We start from the raw sequence: 15,268 nt of genomic DNA on the forward strand, positions 1-15,268 counted from the left end.
TAGGTGTAAAAGCTATAATTTCAATATTATTTTCATTGGATTTATTTATTATATTTATAAATGATTCTTCTATTTTTTCTAAAGATTTGTAAGTAAATATATCATTAACTCCGCCCATTAATATAACAGAATTAGGATTTTCTTTTATGCAGTCAATATCAAAACGTGCAAGCATGCCTGATATCATATCTCCGTTAATACCTTTGTTAATAAATATTATGTCTTTATTGTCTTCTTTAAATTTATCATTTAAAATAGAAGTCCATATATTTTTTCTGTTTACCATGTATCCGTAAGTTGTACTGTCGCCTAAGCAAATTATATTTTTCATTATATTATTTCCTTTAATTATAATAAAAAAGTGCAAATCTTATTTAAGATCTGCACTTTAATGTTTTTATTTATTTTTTACTTTTTAGCTTTTTTCTTTATAGAAGGAAGCTCATCATAAATCTCTTTGAATAAATACTCAAAGAAATCATTATCATATTTATTTATATCTTCTATAAATATCATATCTTTAGCATTTTCATAAGGCGGCTTTAATATATAATCCTTTATTAAAGTTTTTGCCTTATCAGTAGGCTTTATAAAAAGATGATTATCGCATACATAGGCTATTATTTTATTTTTATAATAGATTATATATTCTCCCATCATAGACTTATAATCAATACCATCTAAAGAATCCAATTTATCTAATACTGTATTAAGAAACTCTTTATTGGACGGCATTAATTAACCTTTTCTATTTTATCAAAACCAGTAAATGGTCTTAAAGCCTCTGGTATAATAACGCTTCCGTCTGCCTGCTGATAATTTTCAAGTATAGCAATCCAAGTTCTTCCAACAGCAATACCGGAACCGTTTAATGTATGTACTAATTCAGTTTTGCCGTTTCTTCTAGTTCTCATCTGCATTCTTCTTGCCTGATAATCCCAGCAGTTGCTTACACTTGAAATTTCTCTGTAAGTGTTTTGTGAAGGAAGCCAAACTTCTATATCAAAAGTTTTATAAGCAGCATTTCCTATATCTCCGGAAGAAAGAACTACTACTCTGTAAGGTAATTCTAATGCCTGCAAAATACTTTCAGCATCTTTAAGCATTTTTTCATGCTCTTCTTTAGATTTGTCAGCAGCACATATTTTTACAAGCTCAACTTTATCAAATTGATGCTGTCTTATTAAGCCTCTCATATCCTTACCATAAGAACCAGCTTCAGAACGGAAACAAGGAGTATAAGCAGTACAATATAAAGGAAGCATGTTTTCAGGTATGATTTCTTCTCTGTATATATTTGTAAGAGGAACTTCTGCAGTAGGTATTAAATATAAAGCAGGATCATCTGTAGTTTTAAATAAATCCTCTTCAAACTTTGGAAGCTGACCAGTACCTGTCATAGTTCTTCCATTAACAAGCATTGGTGGCACATATTCTGTATAACCATGCTCTGTGGTATGTTTTTTTAACATAAAGTTAATCAATGCTCTTTCTAATGCAGCACCTTTTCCTTTCATAAGTGAAAAACGAGTTCTTGCCATTCTTACTGCTCTTTCTATATCAAGTATATCAAGTCCTAAAGCTACATCAATATGGTCTTTCACTTCAAAATCAAATTTGCGAGGCTCACCCCATCTGATTATTTCTTTATTAGCATGCTCATCATCTCCGTCAGGCACATCTTCAGAAAGCATGTTAGGTAAATAAAGTATTTCATTATTAACCGATTCTTCAAGTTCAGATAATTTTTCTTCTTTTTTATTTAAGGATTCTGTGAAATTTTTCATTTCTTCTTTTATTTTTTCTGCCTCTTCTTTATTTCCGGCTTTCATACATTCGCCTATTTTTTTTGAAGATTCATTTTTTTTAGCTCTGTCCTGTTCAACTTCTTTTAATAAATTTAATCTTTCATGTTCTAATGATTTTAATTTGTCTAAAGATACCTTGCTTCTTCTTTTTCTTAAATTTTCTTCTACTAATTCAATATTTTCTCTTATTAATTTAACATCTATCATAATAAAAATCCTTAAATAAAATTTCTACAAATTATACTACTTATTTAAAAATAGTAAATTGTATTTTGATAAATTTTACTAGTTTATACTATTTTCAAAATAATTAAAATTTATAATTATATATACAAACTAATATAATTACTATTGACAATTATTTATAATAGTGTATTATGTATACAATTATATTTTAGGATTTATTTGTGAACTTTTTAATGATTGTAATAAATATGCTTTGCAAATCAATGCAAATGACTATGGTATGCAGTATAGATGGCTGTGAAGTATAATTTATTTTTATTTTGTAGTTTCAGCCGTCAAGTATTGGCGGCTTTTTTATTTTTAAACTATAAATAGTTGACAGATATCTTTTTAATTATATAATGACGAAATATACTTTTTTATTAGAAAATATATTCTCGTTAAAAATTACAAAACAATAATTAGGATAATTAATGATAATTTTAGAGAATGTAAGCAAAGTATTTAAAACTGCAAAGAATAAGCAGCTTAATGCAGTAAATAATGTATCTCTTAAAATAGAAAAAGGCGAGATATACGGAATAATAGGGTTTTCTGGGGCTGGTAAATCTACTCTTGTAAGATGTATAAATTTATTAGAAAGACCTACTTCAGGCAAGGTTTATTTGGATGGTGTTGAGCTGACATCTTTACCTCAAAGAGAATTAAGACAGAAAAGAAAAAAAATAGGAATGATATTTCAGCAATTCAATTTATTTGCTTCCAGAACAGTATTTAAAAATGTTGCTTATGCTTTGAGATACCGCGGTTTTTCAAAAGAAGAAATAGAAAAAAAAGTTATGTCTTTATTGGAATTAGTTGATATAAAAGATAAGGCTTATGTTTATCCTTCTCAGCTAAGCGGCGGTCAGAAGCAGAGGGTTGCAATTGCAAGAGCATTGGCAAATGATCCGCAGATATTATTATGCGATGAAGCTACTAGTGCTTTGGATCCTCAAACAACTTCTTCTATTTTGAAATTATTAAAGAAGTTAAATGAACAGTTCGGACTTACTATAGTTGTAATAACACATGAAATGAATGTTGTAAAAGAGTTATGCAATAGAGTAGCTGTTATGAATAAAGGAGACTTGATAGAAGAAGGCGATATATTTGAAGTGTTTTCTAATCCTAAAAATAGAATAACTCAGGATTTTATAGATACTACTTCAAACATATCAAAAATATATTCGCTTGTTGAAGATGGAAATAATATAACAAAATTAAACAGCGGAGAATGTATAGTAAGGCTTAAATATAAAAAAGAAAGTGTTGCCGAGGCTTTAGTATCTCATATTTCAAGAAAATTCAATGTTGATGCTAATATAATATTCGGTAATATAGAACTTATAGATGACAGTCTTCTTGGCGGACTTGTTGTTATCATGCATGAAAAAGAAAAAGACGGAATAACAAAAGCCATAGACTTTTTAAAAGAACAAAATGTTGATATAGAGGTGATATCCGATGCTAGAATTACTCAATAAATTAATACCTAATGTAATGGCTGATTTGCCTAGACTTTATCAAAGTATAATACAGACATTTATTATGCTTTTTTATTCAGGAATAATATCGTTTTTTATAGGCGGTTTTTTGGGAGTATTGCTTATAGTGACAAAAAGATTCGGTATAATGGAAAATGTATTGGTGTATGAGGTTTTAAGCAAAGTTATTAACTTTTTCAGAGCCATACCATTTATTATCTTGCTTGCTATGCTAGTACCTCTTACAAGATTTATAATGGGTACTGCTATTGGTGTAAAAGGAGCTATTATACCATTAATATTCGGTACAGTTCCGTTTTTTGCAAGACAGATTGAAAGTGCATTATCCGAAGTTAATTACGGATTGGTAGAGGCAGCCCAGTCCATGGGATCGTCTCCTATATCTATTATTTTTAGAGTGTATTTAAAAGAAAGTATTGCTCCTATAGCTAGAGGAACTACAATAACTGCAATCAGTTTGATAGGGCTTACCGCTATGGCTGGTGCTGTAGGTGCAGGCGGACTTGGAACTTATGCTATACAGTCAGGATATTATAGAAATAAATTAGATATTATATACGTGTCTGTAATACTATTAGTTATATTAGTTGGTATTATACAGGCTTTAGGTAATTTTGTAGTAAAAAAAGCTACACATTAATTTAAAATTTTTTATTAAAGGAATTTTGTTTATGAATACTATAAAAAGAAGAAAAGTCGTTTTAATAGGAGCAGGCCATGTTGGTTCGCATGCAGGTTATGCTTTGGCTTCACAGGGATTGGTTGAAGAGATAGTTTATATTGATATAGATGAAAAAAAGGCATTTTCTCAGGCTTTGGATATATTTGATTCTACAGTTTATCTTCCTCATAGAGTGGAAGTTAAATCCGGAACTTATAAAGATATTGATGATGCTGATATAATGGTTGTATGTGCAGGTCCTTTGCCTAATATGAATCAAACTAGAATGGATACATTGGGTGCTACTATTGAAGTTATGAAAGATATAGTAGGTAAAATAAAGAATACAAAATTTGCCGGTATAATAATTAATATATCAAATCCTGCTGATGTTATTACTCATTATTTGCAAAATAAATTGAATTATGATGCTAAGAGAATAATATCTACAAGCACAACACTTGATTCAGCAAGATTAAGAAGAGCTATATCAGAGGCAATTAATGTTGATCAAAGATCTATATATGCTTATGCTTTGGGTGAGCATGGAGAAAGTCAAATGGTTCCTTGGTCAGCTGTAACAATAGCAGGTAAATCTTTATTCGAGCTTATGAAAGAAAAAGAAAAATATTCTAAGCTTGATTTAACTGAATTAGCAGCTAAAGGAAGAAGAGGCGGATGGGATGTTTTAGGAGGAAAAGGTTCTACTGAGTTTGGAATAGGTGCTTCTTTAGCTGAAGTTGCACGTGCTATACTTTGCGATGAACATAGAGTTCTTCCTGTTTCAGTATATTTGAATGGAGAATACGGACAAAATGATGTTTATGCTTCTGTTCCTGCTGTGCTTGGAAGAAACGGAGTTGAAGAGATAATAGAAATAAAAATGAATGATGATGAGAAAAAACTATTTGATGAGTCTTGCAGTGTAATGAAAAAGAATTATGAATTGGCTTTAAATATGTGATTTTTTAGGGGATAATAATGAAGAATATAATTTTATTTTTGAGTTTGATATTTTTCACAGCATGTTCATCTGGAAATAAAGATGTTAATTTGGTAAAGGTTGGATATATAGGTGAATCTGACAGAGTAATTTGGGAAGAGGTTATTAAACAAGTGGCAAGTGATAATATACAAATAGAATTGGTATCTTTTGGAGATTATCTTCTTCCTAATCAGGCTTTAAATGACGGAGATATAGATTTGAATAATTTTCAGCATTATGCTTTTTTTAATAATGAAGTTGAAACTAAAGGATATCAATTAACAGCTATAGCTGATACATGCTTGGCTGCTATGAATATATATTCTCAAAATATATCTAATGTAAATGAAGTTAAAGAGGGTGATAAAGTAGCTATACCTAATGATCCTTCAAATGGAGGAAGAGCTTTAAAAGTATTAGAAGCTGCCGGTTTGATAAAACTTAAAGATAAAAATATTGCAAATCCGGAGTTAAAAGATATATCTGAAAATCCTTTAAATATAGAAATAGTTGAAGTTGATGCCGGAAGTATATACAGCCTTCTTCCTGATGTTGCCTGTGCTGTTATTAATTGCAACTTTGCTTTAAACTTCGGTCTTAATCCGGATAAAGATTCTATATTTAAGGATAATCCTTCAAATTATGCTGATAAAAATTATATTAATATAATAGCAGCTAGAACAGAAGATAAAGATAATGAAATATATAAAAAAATAGTTAATGCTTATCAATCAGAAGAAGTTAAAAATATATATAGCAAAGATTTTAAGGGTGCTTATATAGCCGTATGGGAGTAATTTATTTTTCTTAATACAATTATTAATTAATGATACTTGATTTATTATAGATATTTGTATGATTTTGATTTCTAAATAAATATTTATCGGAATATATTAATATAATATCTTAATTTTTATAATTGGAGAAATTACATGTATAGAAAGTTATTCTTAATATTTTTAATTACTATTTTGTTATGTTTTACCAGCTGTTCTAATAATGATAATAATGTAGTTCATGTTAAAATAGGTCATATTGGAGAATTTGATTCATATATATGGAAATCTATATCTAGAAAACTAGAAGAAGAAAATATAACATTAGAATTAATAAATTTTTCTGACTATTCTGAAATAAATAGAGCATTGAATGATGAATATATAGATATAAATAATTTTCAAAATTATGCATATCTTGTAAATGAAACTAATAAAAACGATTATTGTTTAAGCGTAATAGAAAAAACCTTTATAGCTTCTATGAATATGTATTCAAGAAATTTAACTAATGCTGCTCAAATTTCTTCAGGTGCTAAGATTGCTGTACCAGACGATTATATCAATTTTTCAAGAGCTTTAAAAATATTAGATTCTATTGGATTTATAAAATTAAAGAAGAATGAGAAAAAAGATTATAATTATGAAGAAAAGGATATAATTGAAAATTTCTTAAAATTAGAGTTGATTCCTATAAAAGCAAACGAAATATATTCTATTATTGATGATGTTGATGCTGCTATTGTTAATTATAGTTTAAGTTTTGATTTTCATGATGAAAATATTTTATATGTTGATGATCCAAGCAAATATGAATCTGATATGTATGTTAATGTAGTTGCGGCAAGACTTGAAGATGAAAATAATGAAGTTTACAAAAAAATAGCAAGTTCTTATAAAGAAATGATGTATGATGAAATAAGAAATGGAAATATTGAAGGCCTAATAATGGTTGATTAATTTATAAAAAATAAAAAATGGAGAAAATTAAAATGAAAAAAATATTATTAATTTTTATATCAATATTATTTTTCTTATCATGCTCTAATAATGCACAGAAAAATACTGTTGTTAAAATAGGACATGTAGGAGAATCAGATAGAACTATATGGAAGCCTGTCATAGAGAAGCTTGCAAAAGAAGGTATTACAGTAGAATTAATTTCTTTCGCAGATTATACTCTTCCTAATCAGGCATTAAACGACGGGGAAATAGATTTAAATGCTTTTCAGCACTTTGCATATTTCAATAATGAATTAGAAACAAAAAATTATGATTTAACTGCAATAGGCACTACTTTTATTTCTGCTATGAATATATATTCAAAAAATATAACAAATGTAAATCAGGTAAAAAATGGAGATAAGATTGCTATACCTAATGATCCTGCAAATGGAGGAAGAGCATTAAAAGTATTAGAGGCAGCAGGACTTATAAAAATAAATCCTGAGGCAGGAGATTCTCCAAGCATGAATGATATAACAGAAAATAATCTTAATATAGAGTTTGTAGAAGTTGATGCTGGAAGTATATACAGCCTTCTTCCAGATGTTGCCTGTGCTGTTATTAACTGTAATTATGCTATAGATTTCGGACTTAATCCTGGAGCTGATTATATATTGAGAGATGATCCTTCCATTTATGAAGGAAATTCTTTTTATAATTTAATAGCGGCAAGAACTGCAGATAAAGACAATGAATTATATAAAAAAATAGTTTCAGCATATCAATCAGCTGAAGTTGAAAAAGTATATGCTGAGGATTTTAAAGGTGCTTATTTACCTACTTGGAAATAATAAAAAAATAATAAATTAATTTTAAGGAGAAAAACAATGAAAAAAATTCTATTATTAATATCTGCTGCGATATTATCTCTATCAATATTAGCATGCGGAGGAAATGCAAAAAAAGATATGCAGGTTGTTAAAGTTGGTTTTGCAGGAGAGTCTGATTATCAAATTTGGGATCCTATAGTTACAAAATTAGCAGAAGAAGGAATAAAAGTAGAGTTAGTATCTTTTTCAGATTATACTATACCTAACCAGGCATTAAATGATGGTGAAATAGATTTGAATGCTTTTCAGCATTATGCATATTTTAATGATGAAGTATCTAACAAAGGATATGATTTAACTGCTATAGCTGACACTTATATATCTGCTATGAATATTTATTCTACTAATATTACTGATGTAAAAGAATTAAAAAAAGGAGATAAAATAGCTATACCTAATGATCCTTCTAACGGCGGAAGAGCTTTAAAAGTTCTTCAGGCTGCAGGAATTATTAAGGTAAAACCTGAGGCAGGAGATACTCCTAGTGTAAGCGATATAATAGAAAATCCTTTAAATATCGAAATAGTTGAAATGGACGCAGGTGCTATTTACGGTGTTCTTCCTGATGTTGCTTGTGCTGTTATAAACGGAAATTATGCTATAGATTTCGGCTTGAATCCTGGTTCTGATTATATATTCAAAGATGACCCTTCTATTTACAGCGGAAAATCTTTTGTTAATTTAATAGCTGCAAGAACTAAAGATAAAGATAATGAATTATACAAAAAAGTTGTAGCTGCTTATCAATCTGAAATAGTTGAAAAAGTTTATAATGAAAACTTTTTAGGTTCTTATCTTCCTACTTGGAAATAATAGCTGTTTTTATTAGGAAATTCTATGTTAGATTTAAGCGAAAGAACGAAAATATTTGTAGATTCTGTTATAAGAAGGATGACAAGGGTATGCTTAGAGTATGATGCTGTTAATTTATCTCAAGGCTTTCCTGATTTTGATCCTCCTAAGGTAATAACTGACAGATTAATAGAAGTTGCTAATGAAGGACCTCATCAATATGCTGTTACTTGGGGATCTCAGAAATTTAGAGATGCTTTAATAGAAAAACAAAAGCATTTTATGGGATTAAATAATATCAATTCAACAGATAATGTTGTTGTTACATGCGGAAGTACAGAAGCTATGATGGCGGCAATGATGGCTGTATGCAATCCTAGAGATAAAGTGGTTGTATTTTCTCCTTATTATGAGAATTATGCCATTGATGCTATACTTTCCGGTGCGGATCCTATATTTGTACCATTGAAACAGCCGGATTTTAATTTTGATGCTAATGAATTGGAAGATGCATTCAAGCAAAATGCTAAGGCTTTGATTTTATGCAATCCTTCTAATCCTTCCGGTAAGGTTTTCACTAGAGAAGAATTAGAAATAATTGCTTCGCTTGCCAAAAAGTATAATGCTTATGTTATTACAGATGAGGTGTATGAACATATAGTTTATAAGCCTCATAAGCATATATATATGTCTTCTTTGCCTGATATGTTTGAAAGAACAGTATGCTGCAGTTCGCTTTCAAAAACTTATCATATAACAGGATGGAGACTTGGATATATAATAGGTCCTAAGCATGTTATTGATGCTGCTAAAAAGATACATGACTTTTTAACAGTAGGTGCTGTGGCTCCATTGCAGGAAGCTGCTGTTGAGGGATTAAAACTTCCTTATTCTTATTATGATGAATTGCAGGAAAAATATACTAAAATGCGTGATATGTTTTTAGACGGATTAAGAAATTTAGATTTAAAATTTACTGAGCCTCAAGGAGCATATTATGTTATGGTTGATATAAGCGAGTTTGGTTATGACAGCGATATGGATTTCTGTTATGATTTGGCTAAAAAGGTAGGAGTAGGTGCTGTTCCTGGTTCATCTTTCTTTAAAGAGCCTACTAATAACTTGATACGTTTCCATTTCTCTAAGAAAGAAGATACGGTTAAAAAGGCTTTAGACAGGCTTGCTGATATTAAATCTAAAATGAAAAAATAATATATTTATTATGTATATAAATAGCATAGGGATACAAAGTCTCTATGCTATCTATATGTATACTTGCATTATATAAAAAATATGTTATAATATTTATATGAATAATCGTTGTAAACTTTTACAAACCAAACCAAACCAAACCAAACCAAACCAAACCAAACCAAACCAAACTCTATAATTCAACTATTATCATATATAGTCTTTATTTATTTATCGGGGTATAATAATGTATGAAAATATTGATTTTGAAAAAATAGAGAAAAGAATAAATAAAATAGTATGGTGGATTCCATTTAAAAATTTAAGAGATACTATTAGAGAAATATTTACAAAAATATACAATATAGATAACAATATTAAAAATTTGTCGGAAATATTAATAGACAGTAATTCTATAGCTATTTTGAATTCTATAATGGAGCATTTACATACAAAAAAAGAATACCGTCACATATTATTGGATATAAAGGAAAATGATGTATGTGTAGATTGTGGTGCTAATATGGGACTTTTTACTAGATTAGTTGATATTCAAAAAGGTATATGTTATTCTTTTGAACCTAATGTATCATTGTATAATCATCTTTCAAAAAGATATAAAAATTCTAAAAATATTCATATATATAATAATGCCGTATCAAATAAAAATGAAAAAGTAAAGTTTTTCACTTCAGGCAATAATTATATTAATGATCAAGGTTTTACTATGTCTTATAAAATGAGTGACAGTTATGTAGAAATAGAATCTATTAAATTTTCGAATTTTTTAAAAAATGAAATATTGACAAAATATAATTTTATCTATTTAGTAAAAATAGATATAGAAGGTGAAGAATTTAATGTATTGGAAGATATAATAAATGAGCAATTATATAATTATATAGGATATATTTTTGTGGAAACACATGAGAGATTTTTAGAAAATGGAGAAGAACGAATGCAAAAAATAAAAAAATTGATAGAATTAAATAACATAAGAAATATATATCTTGATTGGTTTTAAAATATTGGTATATAAATTCTATTTTTAGTTAAGTAAATTATTTTCTTTTAATTTTTTTATATTCTTTATTTCACGGCTTACCATTATAACAGTAACAATTAAAGCAGCTCCGTCAGCAACAGGTCCCGCATACATTACTCCGTCTATACCTAATATTCTTGGAAGTATTATTATAAGAGGAAGCAGAAATATTATCTGTCTTGTCATAGATATAAATGCCCCTTTAAATGCTTTACCCAAAGAAGTAAAGAATGTACCTGTTACCGGCTGAATACCATTTATTACCATAAGTGCCATATATATTCTCATATACTCCTCAGCAAATCGGAAATATAAATCGCTTCCGTCTCCGAATATTCCTACAATTTGTCTTGGAAATATTTGAAATAAAAGAAATGCTGTAAATGCCATTATTGTAGTAATTGTTATAGTAAGACGGTATGTGCTTATAACTCTGTCATAATTTTTTGCTCCGTAATTGAATCCTATTATAGGCTGACTGCCTTGAGATGAACCTATTATAAAAGCCATAACAAGCATATTAATTTTGGCAATAATTCCTGCAACTGCCAGAGGTATATTTCCTCCGTATACAGACTGAGTACCGTAATAACTAAGCACATTATTCATTGTAATTTGAACTGCCATCATAGCTAATTGATTAAAACCTGATGATGATCCTAATGAAAATACTTTTAATATATTTTTTGGATCTACTATAAAGTTATCTTTTTCAAAGGTTATATGTTTAAACTTGAATAAGTACCTCACAACTATTATAAAAGAAATAAATTGTCCTATTATAGTGGCAAGAGCAGCACCTGACATACCCATATCAAAATTAAATATTAATATAGGGTCTAATATAGTATTTACTATGGCGCCTGCAAGTACGGACATCATGGAATACTGAGGGCTTCCGTCTGCTCTTATTATATGACTCATCATAGTAGAAAATATAAAAGGTATGAATCCGAATGCTGTTATATTTGTGTATTCTACTGAGTATTGTAAAACTTCTTTTGTTGAACCGAACATTATCATAAAGTTTTTATTAAAAAGTTTTACTACTATAGTAAATACCAAACCGAATATAAGAACTGATACTATTGTATTTCCTATAATTTTTGCAGCTTTTTTATTGTTTCCTTGTCCTAATAGTATACTATAAAATGAAGCACTTCCAAATCCGTGAAATAATGCTATAGACATACATATAATTGTAAGAGGAAAAGCCACATTTGTTGCAGCATTGCCGTTTATTCCAACTCCTCGTCCTATAAATATTTGATCTACTATATTATATAAAGAGCCTACAAGCATTGAAATAATACTTGGGGTGGCATATTTAAAAAGAAGTTTATATGGTTTTTCATAATATAGAGGATTTGAAGTTACTTTATCATTATTTATCATATAATACATCCGAGAAAATATATAAAATTTATTTTTAAGTATATTTTATTTTATTTATTTTTCAAGAATGTAATTTTGACAATATACTTTACGAAATATTTATTTTACTGTATAATTTTTATAAATTTAATTAGGTGTTTCTGTAATGATAACAAAAAGAATTATACCATGCTTAGATGTTAGAGACGGCAGAGTTGTAAAGGGTACAAATTTTGAAGGACTTAAAGATGTAGATGACCCTGTAGAACTTGCCAAATACTATAATAATTCTTTGGCTGATGAGCTTGTATTTTATGATATTACAGCTTCTTATGAGGATAGAAGTTTATTTGTAAATGTACTTGAAAAGGTGGCAAAAGAAATATTTATTCCTCTTACAGTTGGAGGCGGTATAAACAGCATAAAAGATTTTGATATAGTACTTAAATCCGGTGCTGATAAAGTTAGTGTAAATTCTGGAGCTATAAAAAATCCTAATTTAATACGTGAAGCTGCTGAAAAATATGGAAATCAATGCGTTGTTCTTTCTATTGATATAAAGAGAGTTAATGGTAAATATTCGGTGTTTGCTAAAGGAGGACGTGAAGATACCAATATTGATGCTATTGAATGGGCTATAAATGGAGAAAAAAATGGGGCAGGAGAGCTTGTAATAAATAGTATAGATACTGATGGGGTTAAAAATGGCTTTGATATAGAATTACTTAGAGAAATTGCTCAAAATGTATCAATACCGTTAATTGCATCCGGAGGTGCTGGAAATATGGAACATTTTAAAGATGTATTTCAAGTTAATGGTGTAGATGCCGGACTTGCTGCTTCTATATTCCATTTTAAAGAGATAGAAATAAAAAAATTGAAGAAATATTTGCATGATAATAATATTAATGTAAGATTATAACTGTATATTAATACATTTGATTTTGAGTATAATGTTTAATATAAAAATTGTATATTTATACTTGACAAAAAAAACTTATATATTATTATAGCTTTAAAATTATGAATTATGGAGTAAATGTAATGGAAAGATTCAAATCTCTTTTTTTATTAGATGAATTAAACATATTAAACGGCTATTTTGCTAAGTTTGATGATGATGATGATTTTGATGAAGATTATGACGATGACTATGATGAAGATTATGACGACGAAGACGACTTCGACGATGATGATGATTTCGATGACGAAGACGACTTTGACTATGATGACTATGACGATGAAGACGAAGATTATGACGATGACTATGATGATTTCGATGATGACTATGATGATGACGACGATGATGATGATTTAGATGATTTTGATGATGATTTCGATGATGACTATGATGATGACGACGATTTCGATGATGATGATTATGACGATTATGATGATGATTATGATAAATAATTAGTTTTATATAAAGCAATATTATTATTTATTAATAGTATTGCTTTATATTAAAAGGCGGTTTGATGTCAGAAAAAAAATTCAAAAAATTTAGTAAAGAAAATAACAGCGGTAAAAAATTCTATAGTAACAACTATAATAATAAAAAAAATAAAAATAATTTCTATAATAAAAAAAAATATCATAACAATAATAAATATCAAGAAAAAAGCATAGAAGAATATGAAAAGAGCTATCTAAAAAGGCGTATGAAGGAAGATGTTGAAAGGCCTTTGTGTCCTGTTTGTAATGAGCCTATCTATATTATAGAAGAAGCCATAAGACATAATGCTACAGGAGAGTTAGCACATTTTGAATGTATTTTAAATGAAATTAGAGATAATAATAGTTCAGAAATGGAAGATGAAGATAAAATAGTTTATTTAGGTTCTGGAACTTTTGGAATTATACAGGAGAGACAGAATGGAAAAAGTTCTAGATTTTTTGTACGTAAAAGAATTAATTATGAAAATAAGAAAATAAAGAAAATAGAAGATGATGCAGATCCTGAAGAGGAGGATTTGTTTAATGTATGATATACCTCTGGGTTTTTCATCCGCCACTGTAAAATCCGGACTTAAAAATAATGATTATGATCTTGCAGTTATAAAAAGTGATCCTCCAAGTATAGTATCTGCTTTATATACTAAAAATACTTTTAAAGCTGCTCCAATTATTTTTTCAAAAAAAAATGATAAAAACAAAATAAATTTATTGATAGTAAATAGTAAAATTGCTAATTCTTTAACTGGAAAAAAAGGATTAGATGATGTTATTGATATAGCTAAATATGCATCTGATGCTTTTAATATTAAAAGAGACAGCATATTAATGGCATCTACAGGTATTATTGGAGAAGAGTTAGATACTCAAAAAATTAAGAATGGCATTGATGAAGCTAAATATTCTTTAAATAATAGTTTTGATAATATTGCAAGAGCCATTCAAACTAGAGATAAATTTAATAAAATATATTCTACGGAATTGGATGTGTCCGGTAAAACGGCAAGATTTTATGCTGTTGCTAAAGGAAGTTCAATAGTGCATCCTAATATGGCTACTATTTTGCTTTTTATATTTACAGATTTAAATATTGAGAAATCTGCTTTAAATAAGGCATTTAGAGAATCTATAAATAAAACATTTAATAGAATATCAATAGATGGTGAAACTTCAACTAATGATATGGCTGTTATTATGGCAAATGGTGCACTTAATAATAAGGCTGTAACTGAAGGAAACAAAAAACTATTTAAAGATTTCAAAAATAAATTGGATGAGATATGTGCATATTTGGCTAAAATGATAATACTAGACGGAGAGGGTATAACTAAAACAATTATAGTTTCTGTAAAAAGAGCTAAAAATCAAAAAGACGCTTTCAATGCTGCTCATGCTATAGCTACTTCAAATTTAGTTAAAATATTATTTCTTTCAAAAAATCCTAATTTTGAAAAGATACTTTCTGTTTTGGGAAATATAAATATTAATATTAATAATGTATCTTTATATGTTAATGATATAGAAATATACAAAAATGGTAAAGTAAATAAAAACGAAGTAAATATTAAAAAACTTAAAGAATATATCAATAAAGACAAAAAAGAAAATTATAT

Annotated in this window: 17 protein-coding genes; 13 read left to right on the forward strand and 4 right to left on the reverse strand. The window is 28.3% G+C overall.

All coding sequences use genetic code 11. The features are described from left to right. From Q0J90_RS01610 to serS, 3 genes are all read right to left on the reverse strand, one after another. Positions 1–331: GDSL-type esterase/lipase family protein (locus Q0J90_RS01610; protein ID WP_297276245.1), on the reverse strand; the 331-nt coding region annotated here is incomplete at its 3' end. A gap of 77 nt (positions 332–408) precedes the next feature. Further along, complete coding sequence (locus Q0J90_RS01615) at positions 409–735, reverse strand: TfoX/Sxy family protein (protein ID WP_297276246.1); 327 nt, start codon at positions 733–735, stop codon at positions 409–411. Continuing rightward, positions 735–2,015: a serine--tRNA ligase gene (serS, locus tag Q0J90_RS01620; RefSeq protein ID WP_297276247.1), complete on the reverse strand. Its 1,281-nt coding sequence runs from the start codon at positions 2,013–2,015 to the stop codon at positions 735–737. The genes Q0J90_RS01615 and serS overlap by 1 nt, the downstream gene beginning before the upstream one ends. Before the next feature lie 452 nt (positions 2,016–2,467). Between serS and Q0J90_RS01625 the strand changes: the two genes are divergently transcribed. The 9 genes from Q0J90_RS01625 to Q0J90_RS01665 all read left to right on the forward strand — a co-directional run bounded on the left by Q0J90_RS01625 (position 2,468) and on the right by Q0J90_RS01665 (position 10,805). Beyond that, positions 2,468–3,520, forward strand: coding sequence for a methionine ABC transporter ATP-binding protein (locus Q0J90_RS01625; RefSeq protein WP_297276248.1), 1,053 nt, complete (start codon positions 2,468–2,470; stop codon positions 3,518–3,520). Then, on the forward strand, positions 3,501–4,181 hold the full coding sequence (locus Q0J90_RS01630) for a methionine ABC transporter permease (RefSeq protein WP_028331057.1): 681 nt from the start codon (positions 3,501–3,503) through the stop codon (positions 4,179–4,181). The genes Q0J90_RS01625 and Q0J90_RS01630 overlap by 20 nt, the downstream gene beginning before the upstream one ends. Before the next feature lie 31 nt (positions 4,182–4,212). Continuing rightward, entirely contained in the window at positions 4,213–5,166 is a 954-nt protein-coding gene (locus Q0J90_RS01635; RefSeq protein ID WP_297276249.1) for an L-lactate dehydrogenase, read from the forward strand. Positions 5,167–5,183: 17 nt separating this feature from the next. Continuing rightward, positions 5,184–5,984: a MetQ/NlpA family ABC transporter substrate-binding protein gene (locus Q0J90_RS01640; RefSeq protein ID WP_297276250.1), complete on the forward strand. Its 801-nt coding sequence runs from the start codon at positions 5,184–5,186 to the stop codon at positions 5,982–5,984. Between the two features lie 135 nt (positions 5,985–6,119). Then, positions 6,120–6,923: a MetQ/NlpA family ABC transporter substrate-binding protein gene (locus tag Q0J90_RS01645; protein ID WP_297276251.1), complete on the forward strand. Its 804-nt coding sequence runs from the start codon at positions 6,120–6,122 to the stop codon at positions 6,921–6,923. A gap of 32 nt (positions 6,924–6,955) precedes the next feature. Further along, on the forward strand, positions 6,956–7,759 hold the full coding sequence (locus Q0J90_RS01650; RefSeq protein WP_297276252.1) for a MetQ/NlpA family ABC transporter substrate-binding protein: 804 nt from the start codon (positions 6,956–6,958) through the stop codon (positions 7,757–7,759). Between the two features lie 36 nt (positions 7,760–7,795). Beyond that, a complete protein-coding gene (locus Q0J90_RS01655; RefSeq protein WP_297276253.1) occupies positions 7,796–8,611 on the forward strand; it encodes a MetQ/NlpA family ABC transporter substrate-binding protein in 816 nt (271 codons plus the stop codon). Between the two features lie 24 nt (positions 8,612–8,635). Then, complete coding sequence (locus Q0J90_RS01660; RefSeq protein ID WP_297276254.1) at positions 8,636–9,802, forward strand: aminotransferase class I/II-fold pyridoxal phosphate-dependent enzyme; 1,167 nt, start codon at positions 8,636–8,638, stop codon at positions 9,800–9,802. A 226-nt stretch (positions 9,803–10,028) separates the two neighbouring features. After that, positions 10,029–10,805 carry an FkbM family methyltransferase gene (locus Q0J90_RS01665; RefSeq protein WP_297276255.1) on the forward strand — a complete coding sequence of 259 codons (777 nt, stop codon included), beginning with the start codon at positions 10,029–10,031 and terminating at the stop codon, positions 10,803–10,805. Between the two features lie 24 nt (positions 10,806–10,829). Here the strand turns inward: Q0J90_RS01665 and Q0J90_RS01670 are convergent, their stop codons facing one another. Then, entirely contained in the window at positions 10,830–12,218 is a 1,389-nt protein-coding gene (locus Q0J90_RS01670; RefSeq protein ID WP_297276260.1) for an MATE family efflux transporter, read from the reverse strand. 148 nt (positions 12,219–12,366) lie between these two features. Here Q0J90_RS01670 and hisF point away from each other — a divergent pair, with 148 nt between their 5' ends. From hisF to argJ, 4 genes are all read left to right on the forward strand, one after another. Beyond that, entirely contained in the window at positions 12,367–13,122 is a 756-nt protein-coding gene (gene hisF / locus Q0J90_RS01675) for an imidazole glycerol phosphate synthase subunit HisF (protein ID WP_297276256.1), read from the forward strand. Between the two features lie 122 nt (positions 13,123–13,244). Next, entirely contained in the window at positions 13,245–13,613 is a 369-nt protein-coding gene (locus Q0J90_RS01680) for a DNA primase (protein ID WP_297276257.1), read from the forward strand. A gap of 65 nt (positions 13,614–13,678) precedes the next feature. After that, a complete protein-coding gene (locus Q0J90_RS01685; protein WP_297276258.1) occupies positions 13,679–14,188 on the forward strand; it encodes a hypothetical protein in 510 nt (169 codons plus the stop codon). Further along, the coding region (argJ, locus tag Q0J90_RS01690; RefSeq protein ID WP_297276259.1) for a bifunctional ornithine acetyltransferase/N-acetylglutamate synthase at positions 14,181–15,268 on the forward strand (1,088 nt) is incomplete at its 3' end. The genes Q0J90_RS01685 and argJ, both read left to right, overlap by 8 nt.

Source organism: uncultured Brachyspira sp. (assembly GCF_944390595.1).
In the GTDB taxonomy this organism is placed as follows: domain Bacteria; phylum Spirochaetota; class Brachyspiria; order Brachyspirales; family Brachyspiraceae; genus Brachyspira.